19 protein-coding genes and 1 pseudogene are annotated in these 20,324 nt (G+C 49.3%); all 20 read right to left on the minus strand.

Translation table 11 applies throughout. The annotated features are described in order from the left end of the window. Window positions 1-1,794 (minus strand): VirD4-like conjugal transfer protein, CD1115 family, encoded by a 1,794-nt coding sequence (locus EBB54_RS20460; protein WP_125128766.1) that lies wholly within the window; start codon window positions 1,792-1,794, stop codon window positions 1-3. Beyond that, window positions 1,781-1,978, minus strand: a complete 198-nt coding sequence (locus tag EBB54_RS20465) for a hypothetical protein (RefSeq protein ID WP_125128767.1) — start codon at window positions 1,976-1,978, stop codon at window positions 1,781-1,783. The genes EBB54_RS20460 and EBB54_RS20465 overlap by 14 nt, the downstream gene beginning before the upstream one ends. 15 nt (window positions 1,979-1,993) lie before the next feature. Next, window positions 1,994-2,857, minus strand: a complete 864-nt coding sequence (locus tag EBB54_RS20470; protein ID WP_125128768.1) for a hypothetical protein — start codon at window positions 2,855-2,857, stop codon at window positions 1,994-1,996. A 2-nt stretch (window positions 2,858-2,859) separates the two neighbouring features. After that, window positions 2,860-3,720: a PcfB family protein gene (locus tag EBB54_RS20475; RefSeq protein ID WP_125128769.1), complete on the minus strand. Its 861-nt coding sequence runs from the start codon at window positions 3,718-3,720 to the stop codon at window positions 2,860-2,862. Next, complete coding sequence (locus EBB54_RS20480; RefSeq protein ID WP_125128770.1) at window positions 3,662-5,074, minus strand: relaxase/mobilization nuclease domain-containing protein; 1,413 nt, start codon at window positions 5,072-5,074, stop codon at window positions 3,662-3,664. The genes EBB54_RS20475 and EBB54_RS20480 overlap by 59 nt, the downstream gene beginning before the upstream one ends. After that, entirely contained in the window at window positions 5,074-5,406 is a 333-nt protein-coding gene (locus EBB54_RS20485; protein ID WP_125128771.1) for a plasmid mobilization protein, read from the minus strand. The genes EBB54_RS20480 and EBB54_RS20485 overlap by 1 nt, the downstream gene beginning before the upstream one ends. After that, entirely contained in the window at window positions 5,354-5,518 is a 165-nt protein-coding gene (locus EBB54_RS31655; protein ID WP_125128772.1) for a DUF3789 domain-containing protein, read from the minus strand. The genes EBB54_RS20485 and EBB54_RS31655 overlap by 53 nt, the downstream gene beginning before the upstream one ends. 160 nt (window positions 5,519-5,678) lie before the next feature. Continuing rightward, complete coding sequence (locus tag EBB54_RS20495; protein ID WP_125128773.1) at window positions 5,679-5,969, minus strand: hypothetical protein; 291 nt, start codon at window positions 5,967-5,969, stop codon at window positions 5,679-5,681. Between the two features lie 74 nt (window positions 5,970-6,043). Continuing rightward, window positions 6,044-7,032, minus strand: a pseudogene (locus EBB54_RS32295) (DUF3991 domain-containing protein). Between the two features lie 7 nt (window positions 7,033-7,039). Further along, on the minus strand, window positions 7,040-7,387 hold the full coding sequence (locus EBB54_RS20505; RefSeq protein ID WP_125128774.1) for a DUF3848 domain-containing protein: 348 nt from the start codon (window positions 7,385-7,387) through the stop codon (window positions 7,040-7,042). A gap of 79 nt (window positions 7,388-7,466) precedes the next feature. Continuing rightward, the gene (locus EBB54_RS20510) at window positions 7,467-8,351 is read right to left on the minus strand and encodes a hypothetical protein (protein ID WP_125128775.1); all 885 of its coding nucleotides are present in this window, start codon (window positions 8,349-8,351) and stop codon (window positions 7,467-7,469) included. A 128-nt stretch (window positions 8,352-8,479) separates the two neighbouring features. After that, the gene (locus EBB54_RS20515) at window positions 8,480-8,809 is read right to left on the minus strand and encodes a DUF6664 family protein (RefSeq protein ID WP_125128776.1); all 330 of its coding nucleotides are present in this window, start codon (window positions 8,807-8,809) and stop codon (window positions 8,480-8,482) included. A gap of 79 nt (window positions 8,810-8,888) precedes the next feature. Next, entirely contained in the window at window positions 8,889-17,534 is an 8,646-nt protein-coding gene (locus EBB54_RS20520; RefSeq protein ID WP_125128777.1) for an LPD25 domain-containing protein, read from the minus strand. Window positions 17,535-17,548: 14 nt separating this feature from the next. Next, the gene (locus tag EBB54_RS20525; protein WP_125128778.1) at window positions 17,549-18,007 is read right to left on the minus strand and encodes a hypothetical protein; all 459 of its coding nucleotides are present in this window, start codon (window positions 18,005-18,007) and stop codon (window positions 17,549-17,551) included. Next, complete coding sequence (locus tag EBB54_RS20530; RefSeq protein WP_016296672.1) at window positions 18,004-18,210, minus strand: hypothetical protein; 207 nt, start codon at window positions 18,208-18,210, stop codon at window positions 18,004-18,006. Before EBB54_RS20530 ends, EBB54_RS20525 begins: the two co-directional genes overlap by 4 nt. Window positions 18,211-18,222: 12 nt before the next feature. Continuing rightward, the gene (locus EBB54_RS20535; RefSeq protein ID WP_016296673.1) at window positions 18,223-18,933 is read right to left on the minus strand and encodes a hypothetical protein; all 711 of its coding nucleotides are present in this window, start codon (window positions 18,931-18,933) and stop codon (window positions 18,223-18,225) included. After that, window positions 18,933-19,538, minus strand: a complete 606-nt coding sequence (locus tag EBB54_RS20540; protein WP_016296674.1) for a hypothetical protein — start codon at window positions 19,536-19,538, stop codon at window positions 18,933-18,935. The genes EBB54_RS20535 and EBB54_RS20540 overlap by 1 nt, the downstream gene beginning before the upstream one ends. Next, the gene (locus EBB54_RS20545) at window positions 19,510-19,704 is read right to left on the minus strand and encodes a hypothetical protein (protein ID WP_016296675.1); all 195 of its coding nucleotides are present in this window, start codon (window positions 19,702-19,704) and stop codon (window positions 19,510-19,512) included. Before EBB54_RS20545 ends, EBB54_RS20540 begins: the two co-directional genes overlap by 29 nt. Beyond that, on the minus strand, window positions 19,688-19,963 hold the full coding sequence (locus EBB54_RS20550) for a hypothetical protein (RefSeq protein ID WP_016296676.1): 276 nt from the start codon (window positions 19,961-19,963) through the stop codon (window positions 19,688-19,690). The genes EBB54_RS20545 and EBB54_RS20550 overlap by 17 nt, the downstream gene beginning before the upstream one ends. Before the next feature lie 35 nt (window positions 19,964-19,998). Continuing rightward, window positions 19,999-20,304, minus strand: a complete 306-nt coding sequence (locus EBB54_RS20555; protein WP_044984940.1) for a hypothetical protein — start codon at window positions 20,302-20,304, stop codon at window positions 19,999-20,001. Between the last annotated feature and the right edge of the window lie 20 nt (window positions 20,305-20,324).

Here is a 20,324-nt window from a genome sequence, read left to right on the forward strand (position 1 = left end):
TTATAAATTGAATATTTCTTCCAAGTCCTCATCGGACAGAAGCTCGTAGGATGTGCTGACCGTTTCCATGCTCTTTGCATCCATCAGCAAAGCATCGTCAAACACAAGGGTTGCGACCGCCTGTGTCGGCTCGCCGTGGAGATACGGCGGCTTCCCTCCGTCAGCGGTCAGTTTCACATTCGGGTGTTTTAGGATGTCATACTTTAAATCCATGACAGGGCGTTCCCCACGCACAAAAAGAAGTGCGTATCGGTTGTCAAGCATACGCACTTCGTCTGGGGTTAAAAGCTCACGCCCCGAAATCTGGTAATTGGTGGAATAGTTGCCGCTCCGTCCAGAGCTTTTCCCGTAGGTGTTCGTGTCGATGGTCGCCTTGCCTAAAAGCTCCGACACAAACTTATGGGTACTCTGCTCGTTGCCGCCCAGATAAAGGAACTCATCGGCATTGCCGACGATGCTTTCCCATTGTTTCTCAAACAGGGCTTTGAGCTGTGCCAGATTTTGCAGGATAATCGAAACGGACACGCCCCTTGACCGCATGACCGACAGTATCTTGTCAAAGTCATCGGGCAAACTGACGTTCGCAAATTCATCCATGATGAACTGGCAATGGACAGGCAGGCTCCCGCCGTACTTATGGTCGGCGAGGTAAAATAATTGTTGGAATAGCTGCGTGTATAATAGTGACACAAGGAAATTAAAACTGGTGTCGTTGTCTGGTATCAGAGCGAACAGTGCGACTTTCTTCTCGCCCAAAGACGGCAAATCAAGCTCGTCCGTGGCGGTCAAAGATGCAAGGCTTTCCAAATTGAACTTTTCAAGCCTTGCGGCAAGGGTTATCTGGATGCTCTTTAGTGTCTTGGCACTCCCGCTGTGGTAATCACGGTAGTATTTGAGGGCGATATGCTCTGGGTTTACCATTTCCAGACGGTCAAACAGTTCATCAAGCGGGCTTACATAGCTGTCGTCGTCCTCACGGACTTCCCCTGCACGAAGCAGCTCCATCACCATCGGGAAATTCTGTTCCTCTGGCGGGGCTTCGTATTTCAGATAGAACACAAGGGATAAGAGCAGCATACTTGCCGCCGTGTCCCAGAACGGGTCTTGCGACTGGCTTCCTTTCGGCGTGGTCGCCTTAAAAAGATTCGTCACAAGCCGCTGCACATCGTTATCATTCCGAAGATACACAAATGGATTGTAGCAATGGCTTCTGTGCATATTGATTAAATCAAGCACACGCACCTCATAGCCTTTCTTTTCCAGAAGCCCGCCCGTGTCACGGACAATCTCGCCTTTCGGGTCTAAGATTACCATTGAGGTGTTGCACTGCATCACGTTCGGCTTACAAAAAAATCTGGTCTTTCCTGCACCAGAACCGCCCACCACAAGGATATTTAAGTTTCTCCTGTGCTTCTTCCCGTCAAGCCCGATGCGGACGCTTTGGGTCAGCAGTTTGTTTTCTGATGCGTTTTTATCTCGGTACTTTTTATTGAGCGTACCTGCGTTGCCCCATTTTGCAGAGCCGTGTTCCTCCCCTTTGCGGTAGTTCCTGCGTGTGGAGAAATAAACGCCGATTCCCATGCCGTAGGCAAGCAGAAAAATAAGGACAGTCCTTATGCTGTCCTTACACACCGTTATGGAAAACGGATTCTCGATTGCCACGGATAGATTCTCTATAATCTCCACAATGCCGCCGCTGACATAAGGGGCAGTCAGCAGGGCAAGCCACACGACAGGGATAATGCCAAACAGGGAGAGGATTAGGCTCACTTTGTAATCGTCACCGTTCTTCATGGCACTTGCATGGGGCGACCTTTACTTTCTTGGTCGGGGCGTATGCCACCCTGCGTATCAGCTCGTCAACAGGCTCGGTGGGGCGTTCCTCCTGTATCTGCTGCGTCCGCAGGGTATTGAGGGCATTAAGGACAATATTTTTATCATATTTATCCAACGCCAGATGGTATCGTTCTTCTTTCATGGGCTGCACCTCCGATTAGCGTTCCTGCCCTTTGGATTTGGGCGGCTTGTTCTTCTCAAGGCTCTTATACATATCCGACTGGATTTCTCCGAGGACGTCACGCATCGAGCCAAGCTCGCCCTTGAACGCCTGCGTTTCCATGCCCTCAAATTCTTTCGGGAGCTTGTCAAAATGAAATCCCTTTGTGTCCACGCCGTAACGGGAGCTTACCATATAGGCGACGCAGAATGATTTGAAATCGGAATCATCACGGCTTTCCTTATGCTTACAGTCAAAGACCGCCGCCGACACTTCCTTTGCCATGCTGACAAAAAGCTGCTCCTCGGAAAGTCCCGTCTTGATGAAGATGGTCTGCTGTGAGCTGTCATAGAACGCAGGCAGCTCAAGGTCGTCCATTGGCACAAAGGAAACGGGGCTTGCATCAATCATCGCCGATACAAGCTCCCGCATGGTTTTAGCTTCCTGCGGCTGCTGCCTGTCCTTTGCCGAAGTCTGGGAAACGTCATATACTACTTTTGCATTGTAGCCGACCGCCTTTGAGCCGTCCTCCCGCTGGTATTCTTTCCCTGGCTCAAGGATGGTGACTTTCTGTGCGTCCTTATCCACATAGACACGGCTCTGTTTCCAACTCCCATAATCTTTTAACTGTGTCGCTTCGGGCATCTGTGCCGAAACTAAGATTGCATTGTTGACGGAGTAGCGGTCAAAATGCCCCTGCACGTCAAGATACTGACGGAAGCTGTCGCCATTTACCATCATTTCCGAGCAGGCATTATCTATCAGCTCGTAGGCTTCTTTCCGCTGCTCCTGCTTTTGGGCAGCCCATTCCTCTTTGTTAAAGACTCTGCTGCTGCCGCTGAATACATCATAGATGCTCATGCTTATCTTGCTCCTTTCGATTTTGGTTTCCGTTTCCGCTTCTGGGGCTGCTTATGCTCCGTCTTTCCTGCGGGCGGTTTCTTCGCCCTGTCGGAAGATTTTTCTTTTGCAAGGGAAACGTCCGCTTCCTGCTCCTTTCTTCCCTCCTTTATCTTCCGCAGTTCTTCCCTGACTGACGGCTTTTCTGCCTTAGTCATAGTAGCCCCCTCTGCGGGCTTCCTTTGCTGCTTTAAGGTAGGCTCGGACAGAGGGGATTTTTCTGTCTTTGCCAATGAGGGGTTTGGGGCATTTTCCTCCTTTTGGAGCGGCTTTCCCATCAAAGCATCCATGAGCCTGTCTTTCTCCGCTTTTTCCTGCACGCCGACGTCTGGCTCTGGCTGACCGTCCTTTACCCCTGCATCTTTTTCCCTTGCGGTCTTGGCATCTTTCGGCTTGCTCTTTTCCCCTTTCGATTTCTCCGCTTCGGTCACGATAGAAGCGGTGTCCACCAACGCAAGGCTGAACCGCTCCACAATACGGCTGATTTTCGATGCGTCCTCCGCACGGGCAATCACATCCACCTCCGCATTGGGGTCTTTGTTCTTACGGTCTGCCAAAACACAGTAGAGTACGCCGTATTTCTTTGCTTCCTGCGTAAACTTCTTCAAGTCGCCGCTCTTTACGGTAAAGACTTTCAGCTCCTTTCCAGAGCGGAGCATATTTGTGAGCCTTACCTTTCCTTTGGTTTTCTGTTCTTCTTTTAAGATGGAATATAAGAGGATGGCGATATTCTTCGCACCTGCCCCCGTGATTTTGGCTGCGACCTCAAATCCCTCCAAGCTCATCCTTACGATTTGCTCTGCCGCTTCGCCGCCTGTGTTCATGCTTCATCAGCTCCTTTCCTTTCTGTTCTTTTTCATCTGCCCGTATGGTCTGTAACTTCTCCTTGAGGGTATCGCTTCGGGCAAGGACACCATCGCACAATCTGACCTCCTTTCGCAAGGTTTCCATCCGCTCTGTGATTTCCGACAATCGAGCCTTGACCGCTTCTTTTTCTTCCCCGACTGATTTTCGGGATTGGGAGTAAAGCCCCTTACGCTGTTCGGTCAGCTCCTGCATCTCGGATTCCAGAGAGTCTTTATACGACAAAAGCTGCTCCGCCGTATCTATATGGCAGCGGCAGAGCAGCCTTGCTTCGTTTGTGATGGCGTCCATCTTCATCAAGTCGTCTTTCAGAAGATAATGAAGCCTTGCATAGTTCTGTTGTTTCTTCTTTGGCAGGATGCCGAGCTTGTAACAGTAATGGAGATACAGCCCTCGCAAGCCGCCGATTTTCTTTGTGGCTTTTAATGTGCCTTTTACCTTTATCACTCTGACCTGTGGCTGCTCTTTGGAAAAGCTCTGGAACTTGACTGCATAGGAGTTTTCCCGTATGCGTTCCGTTATCCGCTCATTGGTGTAATCATCGCCGAGCTTGTAGAGCCGCTTCGGTCTTTGCCATCCCTTGCCGATTATCGTCCAGTATTTTCTGTTAGGGTCAAAATTGATACAGTATCCCATTTCCGCTAACTGACGGTCAAAGTCTTTCAGCGTAAATGATTTTGAGATTGCTTCGTCCACCGCCTGCCGTGCCACGCTGTCCCTTGTAGGCAGACCGTTCTTCTCGGCTTGGTATAAAACATAAGGCTTCTTCCTGCCGCTTGGGTGTTCAATGACTGATAGGGAATACTCACGGCACAATTCATCCGAACGCTGACGGAGCAGCCGCAGGTTCTTTTTGTTATCGTGATAATGCTTGCCGTCCACATAGGAAACAGAGTTGACAACAAAATGGTTATGCAGGCACTCCGTATTCAGATGGGTCGCCACAATCACTTGAAATCTGCCGCCCCACATCTTCTCCGCCAGCTTCACGCCGACCTCATGTGCCTGCTCTGGCGTGACCTCGCCTGCCTTAAAGCTCTGGAAGCCGTGGTAGCAGACAATCTCGCTCTGGTCGTTCCATTGTGCTTTGGCTATCATCATCTCGTCCCTTGCCGTGGCAGGGTCACAATTTACGCCCGTGACAAAAAACTGCCGCTCGGTCTTGTCGCCGTTGGTGGCGTACTTCATCACATCGCCCATCGCCTGCAAGTCCGCATCCGTATATTTGGGGTTGGCGGTCTTTTCTGGATTCTCGGCATAGTCGATGGGGTGGTCGAGCCTGCCCTTTACGTCCCAGATTTCACAGACCGCCATCAGCCAGACATCTTCCTCGGAACAAGGTAGCATCTGCCCACGTCCAGACGGAAGTCCCGCCACCGCTTGGCTTCATCATAGAGCATCGGTGTGTCCACAAAGTTCAGGGCATTCGCCTTTGCCGCAAGCTGGTTGATGCGGTTGCCGATTGCGGACAGCTCCCGCATGATTTTATAAAACTCTGGGTCTGGCTTCTCGCAGAGCCGATAGCCCATGACCATCGACTGGAGCAGGGCTTGTCTGGAACGCCCCGCCCTCTCTGCAAGGGAGCAGAGGTATTCAGCTTCTTCCTCGGTCAGTCGGAACAGTATCTGCACATTCCGTTTCCGCATTGGCATCCCCCTTTCCCTCAGACAGCCTGCTAATCTGCAACACGCACATACAAGAAACGCCACACATCCCTCCGAGCGTTGTGCCGAGGATAAAATATAAGAAATTACTCATTCTTGGATTCCTTTCTGTGACCGCCGTGCCGTATACGGCAATGCGGCATACTTTGGCATTATTCTTTTTATAGGGTATTAGGGGAGCTTTCCCCTAACAAGCGAATTTTGTTTCCATCGGCAGATGGATAACCAAATTCAGTGCTTGGTAAGACGTGTCTTTAATCCCCACCCTCTTGACAGCATCCTTTACATACCATTCTGAAGCACGGACATTCCGAACAACAGCCGTCCTCAAAATCCTCTCCCTCGGATTCGCTTTCTTCCCCTGCGTCCTCCATAGGGTCGTTAATCTCGGCTTCTCCGCAGACAAAATCCCCGTCGGAAAACCTCACAAGGTCGGTGTCAAACAGGACGGTCTTTAACTTCTCCGCCGCCTGTTCGGGGCTGTCGGCATAGATGGAAACGGTCTTTGCATAGTGGGCGACAAGGGTCGCTTCATAGTTTTTCAATCGTTCTTTCCTCCCTTTCGGTCTGAAATTTTGTGATAGTTACGGTTGTTTCCAACAGAAAAATCCTCACGCAGTCAACGGGCATCCCTCCTTTCACGGCTCGGTTTCTGCCTTGCAATCCCCAGATAAGACATTAAAAAATCGTTGAAGTCTTTGCCGACTGGCGGCGGTTCATCAACGATTCGGTAGTCTTTCTGCAATAATTCTTTCAAAGCTGCGGTACATAGCCGACCTGCTTTGTCCTTATCCAGATGCAGAAATATTGTTTTAATTTGTGGGTTTGATTTTAAAAAAGTCGTGAGGGCAACGGGGATTTTGCTGTCTTTCAGCTCTTTCTTCGGCTGGTACACGCCCGACAGTGAGAGAAGATTCTCTGCCTTATAATCCCTGCCCTCGCATTTTAAATAGGTGGCATAGGAGAGTAAATCAATGGCAGCTTCAAATAAATGCACCGAAGCACACGGGCTTTCCGCCAGAAGCCGAAACGAATACCGCTTGTCGCTGCCCGATGCGTCACGCTTGAAGCTCCCCATTGTGCCACGGCAGGCGGCATACTTTGGCGTCCCGCTTTCATCTTTTCCGATAAAAACGGCGTTGTGGTAGTCGGCACTCTCGAAAATAATCCCCTCGGCAATGCACTCTTGGATAATCTGGTAGTCAATGCCACGCTCAAAAAGATACTCGGTCACCCTGTCGCAATTTTGTTCTTCGGCGGCAGGAGCAGCACCTTTGGCTCGTCTTTCTTCATGGCAGGGGGCGGCGGCTTCCAGTCCGCCATCGTCTGCCCCGTGAGGATTTCCACGGCTTCCACAAAGCCGTATTCCTTAACTTTCATCAGATAATCAAGGGCGGAATAGCCGCCGAAGCCCCTCGACCACCAGTACCATTTGCCGTTGGAAATCTTTAGGCTGTCATGTTCGGCGGTACAGTACACGTTTGTTGTGCCTTTGACCTTGACAAGGTTGCTCGGCTCGTAGGCTCGAAGATAGGAAAGCAGGTCTATCTGCCTTGCCCTCTCAAGCACGTCTGGGTCAATCTGCACATAGGGTCTACTGCTTCTCAATAGGCAATCACCTTTCTTTCCCAGACAGAATCTTTTCCGTCTTAACCATATACGACTTAAAATCAGCAACGGTCTGGCGTAATTCGTCCATGTGGGAATCCTCCCTCTCAATCCATTCCTCATAAATATCCTGCAAAAGATTCGGGGATTTCATAAGGGCTTTTGCCGCCTGTGGGGAATAATCTGCATCTGAAAAGCACTCTGCAATATCATTCTTCAAGATAATCTGATATGCAGCATCGTAAATCTCCTGCGGGCTTTTGCTTAGGATGTCCTCACGGAAATCGGCAAGCTCACGCTCTACTCTTTCAGCCAGTTTTTGATTAAGGGACTGCCTGTACTCTTGGTAATCCAATCACACACCTCCTTGAAAATAAAATAAGCCGAGGGATTTTCGTTGTGAAAACCTCTCGGCTATGTAAAATTGTTATATGTTATCTATTTGAATTTATCATCTTTAAATATTTTTCTATTTCTGGATGTTCCTTTCGCATTTTAATCTGCATCTCAATCCATTCTTTAATTTCTTTTTGTGTAGCCTCCTTGTATTCAACAGTTATTTTATCAAAATCGTATTGTGCTAATTGCATTTCCAGAGATGAAAATTCCGCTATATCCCTATAAAAATTCCAATAACGACAGATAATTTCTTCCCCATCCAAACTTTCTTCCTTATCTTTAAAATTTTGTATTATTTGATTTAGAAAACTTGAACTTCTTATTTTGCTTAACAACTCAATAAGTTCAGATGATGCTTGTACCACTGTTGCAGAAATCGCATCCATATCTTTATAAACTTTTAGAATTGATTTACCACTATTTCTAATTTCTTTAGCTCCATGAAAAACCGCCATATCCGAACGATTACTTATACCATTTCTATAAGAAATTTCTATAAAAAATTTGCTTTCATTTGTGAAATAGAAATCATCAATTTCCTCTATTTTCTCTTGCGATACGGTCGAAAAGTCTGTAACATTCATTACACACTTAAAATAACTATTAATCTCATTCATCCACATAAAAAGCGAAACAAGGTGCGGTTTAAGCAACTCAAATGCCTTTTCTTCTGCTTTCTTCTTAGGCACAAAATCTACTACCAAATAAAATATTAAAGATGCAATATACGCCAAGCTAAGACTTTCCATAATGCGGAAAAGCTCAAAAGCCATTGTTTCTTCTTGTGGTCTAAGAAAAAATGCCATCCATTTAAATAAAAGTGGTGCAGACGAAAATTTACAAATCAAAAAGATTGATATAATTAGCAGTATAATTTGAATTTTTAATTCTTTTATTGTTAATACTATTCTTCTTTTCATAGCTCTCTCTCTTTTTTATTGCAATCATATCACAAAAAGTCATTATTTTCTACCTCATATAAATATAATAACCATGAAAAGACGGCATCAGCACTCATGCCAACACCGCCTTTTTCTCGGTCAGTCCGCTATAAAATCCCTGCCTTTTTCAGATACCCCACACTGTCATAACAGCCACGGAAGTAAACCGACTGCATCTCCATATCCGTAAGTTTGTTTCTAAGCTCCATTACCTCAATCAATGCTGCACATTCTTCCTCGGTCAGTTCCGCCGATGTTTCCGTATCAAACACGCCCAAGACTTTCGGATATTTCCCATAAAGGCTCTCAATCTCGGCTCTCACGGCACGGTATTCCTCGTTTTCTCTGGACAGCTTTGCCACGACAGAGCCGAGGTATTCATTAAAAACATTGTCATGAACATCTACAAAAGTTTCAAATCTGAACGTATCAGACATTCTTCCTCACCTCCGATTTTTTCTAATCGTCCTTTATTATAATACCCCAAAAACAGCAGTACAAATGTGCAAACTGGATTTACCGCTCCCTGTCCCCACTTTTTTTCTCTGCCGGCTCATCGCTCTGCTCTGGCTCATCGTCAATCACAGCATTGTCCTTTTCATTCAGATTCAGTTCGATATTGAGGGCGTTGAGCCTTTCTGTCTTTTCTTTCAGCTCATTTTCAAAGGCAAACGGCTTCTTTACTTCCTCTTTTGCAGTTTCAAGCTGTGCAATGGTTTCCTCCTTTCTCGTCTTGGCGGCTTCCAGTCTTGCAGGGAACTTGGCAATCTCATTCTCAATTCTGGTGAGGTTGCCCAGAGCGTCCATGCCTAAATCCACCTTATATTTCCTCATTCCGCAGAGGTTTAAACAATAGTGTGCATTGACGGTATCATAGAAAACCTCCATCTGAAAGCCACGGTAGCTGCCGATTTCTATCGTCTGTGACATTGGATTTTCCCTGCAGATAGCTAAGAGCATCTCGCCTGCATCCGCCTTTTCTTTGTAGGTCACGCCGTTTAAGGTCATCGGGCAGAACTTATCCTCGCCCTGCGGCTTATGCTGACTGGCAATCTTGGCATCATTCCCATAGCCTATAATGCGTTCCTCGTAGTCTTTAATCTCCTGCGGATAGTGCTTTAATATCCTGTCCTCAAGGTCGTAATGCTCGGAAAGATAGCTCTGCTTCAAGACTTTCAGCTTCGCCACCTGCATATCCAAATCCATTTTTTCCTTGAAACGCTCGTCGCCTGTGGCAAGCATTTTCACCTCCGCAAAAGAAAGAGCCACTTCGTCCACATCCTCGGCAGAACGGACGGGGCTTTTGCTCGTCATTATCTGGGAAATAAATTTCTGCTTTCCCTCCACCAACTGAAAGAGGTAGGCATCAAAGGTCTGTTCCGTCACATAGCGGTAGACTTCCACCTCTGGGAACATATTGCCCTGCCTTTCAATTCTACCCTGCCGTTGCTCTAAGCATGATGGCTTCCACGGGCAATCCAGATTATGAATCGCAATGAGCCTGTCTTGACAGTTCGTGCCTGCACCCATTTTCTGGGTAGAGCCGAACAGCACACGCACTTCACCGCTTCTAACCTTTGCAAACATTTCTTTTTTCTGTGCGTCGGTAGTCGCTTCATGGATAAAACGAACCTGTTCCGCAGGGATTCCACGCTGTATGAGTTTCTTCCTCATGTCATCATAGACATTATCAAACTGGTCGGGCAGCATTGCAAAAACATTTTCACTGACTTCCTGCGTTTCTATTATCTTTTTATTGGTCGGTGTCGATAAATCACAAAAGACGAGCTGTGCCGCCTTTGTGTCGACGTGTCCCTCCCAGATGCGGTACACATTGTCCACGCAGGCGTTGACTTTGCTGTTCGGGTCGTCTGGCAGCATCGGGTCAATCAATCTCTGGTCGAGTGCCAGTTTCCTCCCATCGTTTGTCACTTTCAACATATTATCTGTTTGTGGTTTTACCAGTCTTGCACGGATTTTCTCTGCCCGTTTCGCAAGTCCCGCCACCATTTCCGTCTGGATTTGGCTCGGCTTTGTCTTGATGTTGTGGTAATTGACCTTTGGCACGGGCAGCTTTAACATATCGGCGGTCTGGATGTCCGCCACCTCACGGAACATCTGCATAAGCTCTGGCAGGTTATAGAACTTGGCAAACCTCGTCTTGGCTCGGTAGTTCGTCCCCTCTGGGGAAAGCTCCAGAGCCGTAACCGTTTCGCCAAATGTGGAAGCCCAACTGTCAAAATGCTGCAACCCATTCCTTACAAGGGTGTCGTACTGCAAGTACCGCTGCACGGAATACATCTCGACCATCGAGTTACTGATGGGCGTCCCCGTTGCAAAAATCACGCCACGGTTGCCCGTGATTTCATCCAGATAGCGGCACTTCATAAACAAATCGCTTGACTTCTGGGCTTCGGTCTGGGCGATGCCGCCCACATTCCGCATCTTGGTGTAAAGGTAAAGGTTCTTGTAAAAATGGCTCTCATCTATAAAGAGCCTGTCAATGCCCAATTCCTCGAAGTTTATCACGCTGTCTTTCCGCTTGGTGTCATTGAGTTTGTCGAGCTTTGCCTTGATAGCTTTCCTTGTTTTCATGAGCTGCTTGACCGTGAACTGCTCCCCGTGGGATGCCTGCACGTCGTCAATGCCACGCTCTATATCGTCAAGCTGACGCATGAGCTGTTCCCTCTGGCGTTCCTCACTAATGGGGATTTTCTCGAACTGCGAGTGACCGATAATCACCGCATCGTAAGCCCCCGTCGCAATCCTGCCGCAGAATTTTTTGCGGTTTCCCGTTTCAAAATCCCGCTTGGTCGTCACAAGGATATTAGCACTCGGATAGAGCCGCAGGTACTCCGATGCCCACTGCCCGACAAGGTGGTTCGGCACGACAAACATGGATTTCTGGCATAGCCCCAGCCGCCTGCTCTCCTGTGCGGCGGCGACCATCTCAAAGGTCTTGCCCGCCCCTACTTTATGGGCAAGGAGCGTGTTGCCGCCGTAAAGGATATGGGCGATGGCGTTCACTTGATGCGGTCTTAATTTAATCTCTGGGCTGATGCCGCCGAACGTGATGTGGCTCCCGTCATATTCACGGGGTCTGATGCTGTTAAACGTGTCATTGTAGCAGCGTACAAGCCTGTTCCTCCGCTCTGGGTCTTTCCAAACCCAGTCCCCAAACGCCTGCTTTATCACCTCCTGCTTTGCCTGCGCCGCCGTGGTTTCCTTATGGTTCAGCACCGCTTTTTTATTGTGGTGTTCATCATAAACATAGTCAAAAATGCGGGTGTCACGGAGATTCAAGGTGTCCTCCATGATGCGGTAGGCGCTCGCCCGTTTCGTTCCATAAGTGCTGTCCGCCTTGACATTCCCCACGTCAGAACTCTTATTCTCAATGAACCAGTCGCCGCTATGCGGCGTATAGCGTACTTGCAGCCTGCCCATTGCATGGCTTGACGGCGTTAAAAGCTCCACCATGAACTGCTGTATATCCTCCTGCGGTATCCACGTCGTCCCCAGACGGACGGAGATTTCACTTGCAGGCAAATCCTTTGGGATGACTTTTTCCAAAGCTGATACGTTGGCTGCAAGCTCTGGGTCTGCTTTTGCCGCTATCCCTGCGATTTTCAGTTTTTCCCGCACGTTGCCCGATAAATACTCGTCTGCGGTCACATACCTTGCAGGCTCGGAAGATGGCATTTTGAAGATAACGCCCTGCAAATCCTTTATGATTTCCTCCTGCGTCCTGCCTGTGAGCCGTGCCATATATTCTAAATCAACACGGGCTTTCTCCCCGATGGAAAGGGCAAGGGCTTCGCTGGCGGTTTCCACAAAGGTCACTTCACGGTGGGGTTTTATCGTCCGTTTCGTGAACATATCCGCCTTGCGTTTGAATTTCCCCTCATCGTCAAGCACTTCCAAAGAGCATAACAGGAAGTAGCTTTCGTCTGCCGCAAAAGCAAGGTAGTTCCCCCTGCTGTTAATCAGACCGTATTTTTTTGTAAACGCATCGTATAAGCGGTTCAGATTTTTCTGCTCGGTCTGTATCATTTCCTCTGGGTAATCGTCGGTCTGGTACTGGATGAGCTTTCTCACACAATCACGGATTTCCAACAATCCCTTAATGCGGTTCTCTGCGGTCATGGACGCCTTTGCAGGGGTCATGGTGTTATTCTCTCGGAAGTAAACCCTGCCGTCCACAAGGGCAAAAGAGAAATTCCGCACGTTCGGGTCGGCGGGGATGGATTTCTCCTGCCCGTCAGAGATTCGGTCAATCTCATCCTCCTGCTCTGGGATTTCCCCGCTTATCTGCTGCATGGCTTCATGGAGAAGCCCCGCAAGCGGCATATCGGGATAGGCTTTGCAGGCACTGTCCATGCCGAACCTTGTGCTTTCCATCTTCATCTCGCCCAAAATCATCTCTGGATTCTGGACAAAATAGCTGTTCATTGTGATGCCGTTTTCATCTGTATCAAGGTGTACCCACTCTGGATCAATGTCAATTACGCTGTCACGCTTTTGCAGGATAAGGATGTCGCTCGTGACCTCCGTGCCTGCGTTTGCCCGAAACGTGTTGTCTGGCAGACGGACAGCCCCTAAAAGTTCGGCTCTGTGTGCGATATATTTCCGCACTTCTGGGCTTGCCTTGTCCATCGTCCCCTTAGAGGTGATGAACATCACAACGCCGCCTGCCCGCACCTTGTCCAGAGCCTTTGCGATAAAATAATCATGGATTAAAAACTTCTGGGCATTATAGCGGCTGTCGTTGACTTTGAACTCCCCGAACGGGATGTTGCCAAGCACCACGTCAAAATGGTTGTCTGGGAGCTTCGTGTCCTCAAACCCCTCAATGGCGATGCTGGCTTTCTGGTAGAGCTGCTTCGCAATCCTGCCAGATATTGGGTCAATCTCAATGCCGTGCAGCTTTGATTTTTCCATGCTGTCGGGCAGCAATCCTAAAAAATTGCCCGTGCCGCAGGACGGCTCTAAAATATTCCCCTGTGAAAATCCCAGACGGTCAAGTGCTTCATACATCGCCTTGATAACGACGGGCGGCGTATAAAAAGCGGTCAGCGTGGATTCCATAGCTGCATGGTATTCCTCGTCGGAGAGTGCGGCTTTCAGTTCCTTATATTCATTTGCCCATGCCGCATTATTGCTGTCAAACGCCATTGACAGACCGCCCCACCCCACATACTTTGCAAGGGTTTCCTGTTCTTCGGGCGTGGCAAGTCGGTTTTCTATCTGAAGGTCGTGGAGAAGTCGGATTGCTGCCATATTGTTTCGGAACTTTTCTTTTGCACCGCCAACGCCTAACGCATCGTTGGCAATGCGGTAGTTGCGGCGGTCAGTGGAGAGGGCAGGGGCGGGCGGTTTCGCCGTAACGGGTGTTTCCCTCGGTTTCCCATGCTCTGGCTCGTCAAAGCGTATCTTCTCCACCACAATGTCATAAGGAAGCCCGTTCTCCACGGCGGGATATTCCGCCACGGTTTCCGTGGTCGGCTCTGTGGGAGACTCTGTTTTTTCTTCGGGCTGTGGTTCTTTTTCTGCCTGCTCCAAGAGCCTGCGGACATAGCCGACTTTCTCCACACGGTTTATCGGGAAGCCCACGTTGTCCTGAAATGTGACGTCACGCATGGAAACGTCGCCGCTGATTTTACCGACGCTTTCTATTACATAGCGGCGGTTGTCAATCATAAGCTCCTTGCCGATAAGGTCGGAATTATCCTGCTTTTCATCTGTTCCAGACGGGACAGGCTTTAACCCCTGCTTTTCCTCACGTTCCGCATGGTTCAGAGCATTAGCATATTCCTGTGCTTCCTCCTCAGTTTCAAACGTCTGATAGACACCGCCAACATCATAATACCTGTCAGCACTATCCTCTGGGACAGTGTTATCCCGTATGATAAATGGGTCGGCAAAGGCATCGGAAGTCTGCTCTACCGTGTAATGCGGCACTTGCTCTGGGCTATCAGAAGTAAGGTCTTGGCTTGGTTTTTCAGCCGCCTTTATGCTTCCCTCCCGATAGAATGGCTCAAGCTGTTCCTCTGTCAAGGACACTAAATCGTGGTAATACAGATTGGAAAGTGCGTTCTCGATAAGGTCGGCAAGGTCGCTGTACTGCGTATATTTTGCAAGAACGCCGTCCACATACGTTTCCATACGGCTCTGCAAGAGGTTGACGGATGCCTGTATCCCGTGCAAGCCATCCTCGGTAGTCTTAAAGGCAATCTTGACATTGGACAAATCCGTATAGTCCGCTTCTGCGTCAAACCCAAATTCCATATCACAATATGCGTCAATACAGCTTATCGCCTGTTTCAGAAGTTCTTCCTCGGCAGGCTCTTTTGTCCTGTGAAACCAGTCATCCCCGGTAGCCATTATCTCGTCAAACCGCTTCTCGTCCTCTGGGGTCAGCTCGGTGTTCCGCTCCAAGAATGGGATGAACACGTCATGCCCCAGACGCAGGGATTCCATTTTCTTTCGGTAGTAATCTTCCCCCTGCCGTTTCCATTCTGGGATAAACGGGCAGGCAAGGGAGAGGGAATATTCATAGAAATTTCGGATATGGGCGATTAAATCCCCCTCGCCATCGCCGATGTCAAACCTCCCCTCATAGTTAAATTCCTCGCCGCCGATGACTGCATGGATTTCAAAATCGGTCTTATGATACCAGCCGACATGGTTATCCTCATTCTCCCTTTCCCGATGCTGCTTTTCGTCCAGAACGCCAAGCAGCTTATTTCCCAGGGCGAAACTCAAATCCGTAAATCGGTCGTTCAGCTCCCTGTCATAAAAGGCGGGATGCTCGGAGAACCCGATGGAAAATGTGATGCTGTCGGGCTTTCCCTCGACAGGCGTTTCCGTTTTCTGCCTTTCGGTGATGACCGTCTTTAAATGGTCGTTAGCAGGGTTTTCACGGAGCTTTTCTTCAAAATCGGCTCGGCTGAACTCCTTGCCAAACAATGGGAACTCCGTATTTCGCAATGACACGGCATTTTCATCAAAGGCGATGACCTCATATTTATCCGCACCAATATAAACCACATCGCCCTCATGGTAGAGGTAGTGGAGAGGGTACAGCTCCGTAAGCTCCTGTGAAAAACGCCACGCATTGCTGCGGCTGTAAACATCGCTTGTCTTGCCCTGCACCAGTTTAAGGAACTCAAGGAGCTGCTGCACGGTTGCAGGCTCGGAGAAAAGCTGTTCCATCCGCCCCTCGGTCACATCGGCAAGGTCGCCACGCCCCACATTTTCAAGCAATGATTTTTCATAGCCGTCCAAGTCACGGATAAAATCAGAGAGCCGCAAAGCGAGCGTGTCCCGCTTGTCCGCAGGGGGCAGTTCCCTTTTTTCCTCAATAAAACGCTGCCTTGCCAGTTTCCTCTGGGTGTCGATTTCATACTGTGGGGCAGACACGCTTTCCAGATAATCGGCATAATGGTCTTTCTCTTTGGGATTGAAATAGCGGTTATCCTTTATCAGCTCACGCAGGCGTTTTTCTATTTTTGCCCAACTAAGCACAAGGTCGTGTTCGTTGGAAATGCCGTCACGGTCAATGGAGATGCCTTTACTGTCATGCCATGCATAACCTTTTGCCCCGTTTGAAAAAGTAACGGGAGTGCCGCCGCTGACACCATATTCTTTTTTAAGAAATTCAATATTGCTCTTTTTATCTTCCTGTTTTTGGAACTGGCGGTAGATACGGTATTTACCATCTGCGTAGCCGCTTCCTTTTACAAGGACGGCATCAATGTCCTCCTGTGAAACGGAAAAAGCAGAGGATTTTTCGTCCTCTGCTTCAGCTATCATTTCAATCTGTTCGTCCACGGTCGGGAGATTGGCGGCAACTTCTTCCTCATTGGCAACGCTGCCTTTTTCATTTTCCGTCCGTTCCTCTGGCTCTGCGGTCTGTTCCGCGGCTGCTTTTTCTTCCTGCTCGCCGCCGTCCGATTGCGGCTCTGGTTTTTCTAATTGTAAATCAGTTCGCTCAAGATGGCTTCCTCCGCTTGGCTGCGGATATTGTTCATCATGCCGAGCCACTGCATCGGGGCTTTCTCTTTCAGCTCCTCCGTCACTCCCTGCTCTTTGGCTAACTGCTTCGTCAGAAGCTCCAACCTCTGCAATGCCGTCTGCTCGGTCTGGTAAAGGTGTCCGTTCAGCCTGCCCGACGTCAGCAGGTTGAGATACGTCACCCTCTTGTGGTTTTCCAGATAATCCCTGTGCATCAAAGCGTACCTGCCAAGCGGAAGCTCTGGCTCTGTCGGTAATGTTAGGTCGGGAATAAGGTAATCCGCCTGTTTCGTGTAAGTGATTTCGCCCATTGTATTCGCTCCTTTCGGGTTGTTTCCTGCCTTTATCATACTGGCTTATAGTGTCCCTTGCAAATGTGCGGTTCTGACCTCTAGCTTCGATTTGCACATTTCGGACTGCCGCAGAGATTTCCCTTAACGCCATCTCGGAAATGTCGCTCGTGGCAATGCCGATGGCGTTTAAGGTGGCGGGCGTGTTGAAATTTGTGATGTCAGCAAAATCCTCACGCTCAAAATATCCGTCCGCATCCAGACCGCAGCGGCTCAAAAGCATATAAGCGACACTGTTTGCGGCAAGGCGTTTGTAAATCACTTCTATATTATAGTCGTCCAGTTCCTCTAAAAAGCTGTCTTTCGTACAATCCTTAAGCTGTGAAAGATAATCGGGTAAATTATCCTCCACGGCGTTCTCCGCTGTCTGCATTAGGAAATTGGCAAGGTCGCCGCCCTCCGTGCCGCCGAACCTGTCCGCAAGCCGTTCCATGACGGGCTGCTCGTACCGCTTATCCATCCGCCATATTGGGACGGGTCGGCTGCCATAATAGCCCTCATGGGTGTCGGAAACGTCAAAATAATATTTCAGCGTGTTCCTGCGTCCTTTCGGGTCAAAGACCGCTATGCCCTTGCTGTCCTTATTTACCCAACGCTTAAAGAGCCTGTTCCAAGTGCCAATCTCGGCAACTGCGACAGCGTCTGGGCGTTGGGCATAGATTAAGAGCTGCTCGTCAAAGCGGCACTTGTAATTGCGGCAGGCAGAGGATAAAAAGCCCTGCCATGCCTGCGGGTTTCTCGTGACGTCCCTACCCGTGCGGCGGTACAGCTCCGTGATAAGCTGGTACTTTGCAGCCATAGGCTCACACCTCCTTATCGTTCCAAATCTTTGTTTTTCTGCTTCCTGTCGTATTTCCCGCACCGCTCGGCAATTTCGGAATACATCTTTTCCCTCATGTCCCGCTCATAGGCTCGGTATTCCTTTGCCTTTTCCGTGGGCTTGTACCACACACTTTTCTGGTTAGCTTCATCCATCTGCCCATAGCGGTCGTCTATTTTATCCATATATTTCTGATAGACGGCACGGGCGGCGGGAGCGTCCTTTGCGTATCGGTAGCGTTCAAGGCTCTTATGCGAGCCACACAGCTCGGCATACTCGTAGAGCATACGGATAACTTCACGGTCAAGCCCTTTCTGCCCCTCGGCATCATAGATTTCCGACAAGCCCTTACATCTCCATGAATGGTAGGGAGAGGTGTCGTTGGAGCTGTGGGAAGATACATACACGCCGTCTTTCTTTACCGTGATGCGGTTGATTTGCTCCGTACTCATTCCATCCCACCTCCCAGAAATGAGATGACCTTGTTCCCCTTGATGCTTTTTTGCAGCTCATTGATGAGCGTGATGTCCGCTACCGTGATGCCCTGCATGGAGAGAATGTCGTCCATCGTCATGGCAGCAATGGCTTTTTCCTCGGTAAATCCTGCGTCCAGAACCTTGTTTAAGACTCTGACGGCTTTTGGGTTGACTGGCATATCCCATACCTCCTATCGTTCATGGTCTTTTTGCTTCGGGGCTTTCTGTGCGGACGGCGGCTCCTGCGGCTTCGGCTCATACGTTGCCCCGTTTTTCTCCATGCGCTCGGCAAACTCACAGATGTGGTAAATGTCGCCGCCCCTGCCAGAACTTAACTCTAAATGGGTTTCGTCGATATAGCGGCAGGCATGTTCAAATTTTTCTTTCCACGCCGTCGTAATGATGATTTTCCCGCCGTCTGGGATGCGGAACAGTTCTTTGTAATGGGGGTCAATAAATCGGATTCCCTTTTCTGCTCTGGATATATGCCTGTCGAGCCATTCTTTCACATAGCAGTAGCAGTAAAAGTTATAGTCGCCCTTTGTCGGGTTGCAGCGGAGCAGGAAAGCGTGTTTCTCTGTATCCACACGGAAGCCGTACTCCGTGCAATAGTTCCCATTAAAGCCACTATCGGGAAATTCCTTTGTAAATGCACCCATGTCATAGCGGTTATGCAGAAGCCCCTTATCTTCACGCAGGGCGTTGATAATATCGTCCAGACCTGTCTTGAACTCGTCCGTTTTCCATTGTTCTCTGGTATCAAACCAAGTGGTATGAAAGCCATATCCAGAGGGGGCAAAATCACCTCGGAGATGCCCAATACATCCCGTCTGCCCCTCAAGCTGCATACTCTGGGCGTAGGTGTATTTCTGTTCGGATTGCATCAAAGCCCGTACCTCCATCAGCGTTCCTCCCTGCTCTTTGATTTCTTCGCCTTTTCCTGTTCCTTGATTTTTGCGAGTGCTTCCTTTGCCCAGTCGGGCATCTTCTCTGGCTTGATTTCCCCAAGCAGGTCGCACCGTTCCCATCGGGCGTGCTTTCCGTCCGCAAGGGAAGTGCCGAACACCGCCTGCCCCCTGCCGCCCAACGCTCCGTGACCGCCGTCCGCCAATACAAGCTGGTAGGCAGAATGTCGGTATTCGTGGCGGTTGACTTCGGCATTGATGACAACGACCTTTCCCACAATGCTGCCGCATTTATTATCTGGGATGCAGTCGTCTATGGTAAACGGGGTCATGTCAAACTTGAACTGTTCCTGCTCGGCTCTTACACTTTCTATCTGTTCCTGCACCCTGTCGGTAAACATCTGCATGGCTTCCAGATAGTCGTCAGAGCCGACCGCATCCGTCACCCATTCTGCGGACAGCGGGTTATCGTAAGTGCAACAGCAGACAAGATACGGGTATTCTTCTTTCTCATCTATGCCGAACACGACTTCCTTTTTTCCGATGTGGATGCTCTGCGTGACCTCGTAGGAGCTAATCATCCGTTTTTCTTCGTTCTCCATCGGGATTCTCCTTTCTTTGCTTTTTCTCCCTCTGCCAGTCTAAAACCTTTCGGATGCAGACGTCGCAGAAGATGACACGGCTGTCCTTATATCGGGGATAAGGACAGTCCGTGCAGTCATATTTCTTGTCATTTTCATTGTTTCCCGTGCTACCGCTCACGCCCATCGTGCTGCTTCGCCTTTTTATCGTGCTGTTGGTTGTATGGCATCTGGCACTCCGACTGGTAGCGTTCGTTCAGCTTTTCCCTCGCCGCTTCAAGGGTGTTGCAGTAGCAGCCCCAATAATAGTTGTCGCCGCCCTTGCAGTACCAGCATACATAAGGGTTCGGGGCTTTCGGGTGATGCCCGATGACAAGCTCCGTGTTCCCGATAGTGCAGCCCTCTATGATTTCATAGCCCTGATTGGAGCGTGTTTCACCGTCCATAGGCGTTCCTCCTCTCTTTAAATTTTTTATTCACTTCAAGATTCTTTCGCATATCTACGGTATGCCTTTTCCCCTTTGGCTCTGATTTTCTGCATCCGCACGCTCCCTAAAAGCTCTGGGTATTTCTCCTGCAACTTGCGGCGTGTCCTGCCCACGCTCTCAAAGCTCGGCAAGCCAAGCCCCTTATGGTTCAAAAGTATCTGGGCAAGCGGCATAGCTCCCGCATCTTTCAGATACAGGTTGCAGAGGGCAAGGTACAGCACCATGTCGTCATTTCTGGCGTCCTCATTCTCTTGCAGGACAGACTTCACTTTCCCCTCTATGGTTTTCAGATTTTCCATATCTACCTCCATACATGGAA

The organism is Schaedlerella arabinosiphila, assembly GCF_003885045.1.
In the GTDB taxonomy this organism is placed as follows: Bacteria; Bacillota; Clostridia; order Lachnospirales; family Lachnospiraceae; genus Schaedlerella; species Schaedlerella arabinosiphila.

Excerpts from the sequence above, each read along its gene's own strand:
- EBB54_RS20460 (WP_125128766.1), bottom strand. The coding sequence starts at position 1,794 with ATGAAGAACGGTGACGATTACAAAGTGAGCCTAATCCTCTCCCTGTTT.
- EBB54_RS20465 (WP_125128767.1), bottom strand. The coding sequence starts at position 1,978 with ATGAAAGAAGAACGATACCATCTGGCGTTGGATAAATATGATAAAAAT.
- EBB54_RS20470 (WP_125128768.1), bottom strand. The coding sequence starts at position 2,857 with ATGAGCATCTATGATGTATTCAGCGGCAGCAGCAGAGTCTTTAACAAA.
- EBB54_RS20475 (WP_125128769.1), bottom strand. The coding sequence starts at position 3,720 with ATGAACACAGGCGGCGAAGCGGCAGAGCAAATCGTAAGGATGAGCTTG.
- EBB54_RS20480 (WP_125128770.1), bottom strand. The coding sequence starts at position 5,074 with ATGGCGGTCTGTGAAATCTGGGACGTAAAGGGCAGGCTCGACCACCCC.
- EBB54_RS20485 (WP_125128771.1), bottom strand. The coding sequence starts at position 5,406 with ATGCGGAAACGGAATGTGCAGATACTGTTCCGACTGACCGAGGAAGAA.
- EBB54_RS31655 (WP_125128772.1), bottom strand. The coding sequence starts at position 5,518 with ATGAGTAATTTCTTATATTTTATCCTCGGCACAACGCTCGGAGGGATG.
- EBB54_RS20510 (WP_125128775.1), bottom strand. The coding sequence starts at position 8,351 with ATGAAAAGAAGAATAGTATTAACAATAAAAGAATTAAAAATTCAAATT.
- EBB54_RS20515 (WP_125128776.1), bottom strand. The coding sequence starts at position 8,809 with ATGTCTGATACGTTCAGATTTGAAACTTTTGTAGATGTTCATGACAAT.
- EBB54_RS20520 (WP_125128777.1), bottom strand. The coding sequence starts at position 17,534 with ATGGCTGCAAAGTACCAGCTTATCACGGAGCTGTACCGCCGCACGGGT.
- EBB54_RS20525 (WP_125128778.1), bottom strand. The coding sequence starts at position 18,007 with ATGAGTACGGAGCAAATCAACCGCATCACGGTAAAGAAAGACGGCGTG.
- EBB54_RS20530 (WP_016296672.1), bottom strand. The coding sequence starts at position 18,210 with ATGCCAGTCAACCCAAAAGCCGTCAGAGTCTTAAACAAGGTTCTGGAC.
- EBB54_RS20535 (WP_016296673.1), bottom strand. The coding sequence starts at position 18,933 with ATGGAGGTACGGGCTTTGATGCAATCCGAACAGAAATACACCTACGCC.
- EBB54_RS20540 (WP_016296674.1), bottom strand. The coding sequence starts at position 19,538 with ATGGAGAACGAAGAAAAACGGATGATTAGCTCCTACGAGGTCACGCAG.
- EBB54_RS20545 (WP_016296675.1), bottom strand. The coding sequence starts at position 19,704 with ATGGGCGTGAGCGGTAGCACGGGAAACAATGAAAATGACAAGAAATAT.
- EBB54_RS20550 (WP_016296676.1), bottom strand. The coding sequence starts at position 19,963 with ATGGACGGTGAAACACGCTCCAATCAGGGCTATGAAATCATAGAGGGC.
- EBB54_RS20555 (WP_044984940.1), bottom strand. The coding sequence starts at position 20,304 with ATGGAAAATCTGAAAACCATAGAGGGGAAAGTGAAGTCTGTCCTGCAA.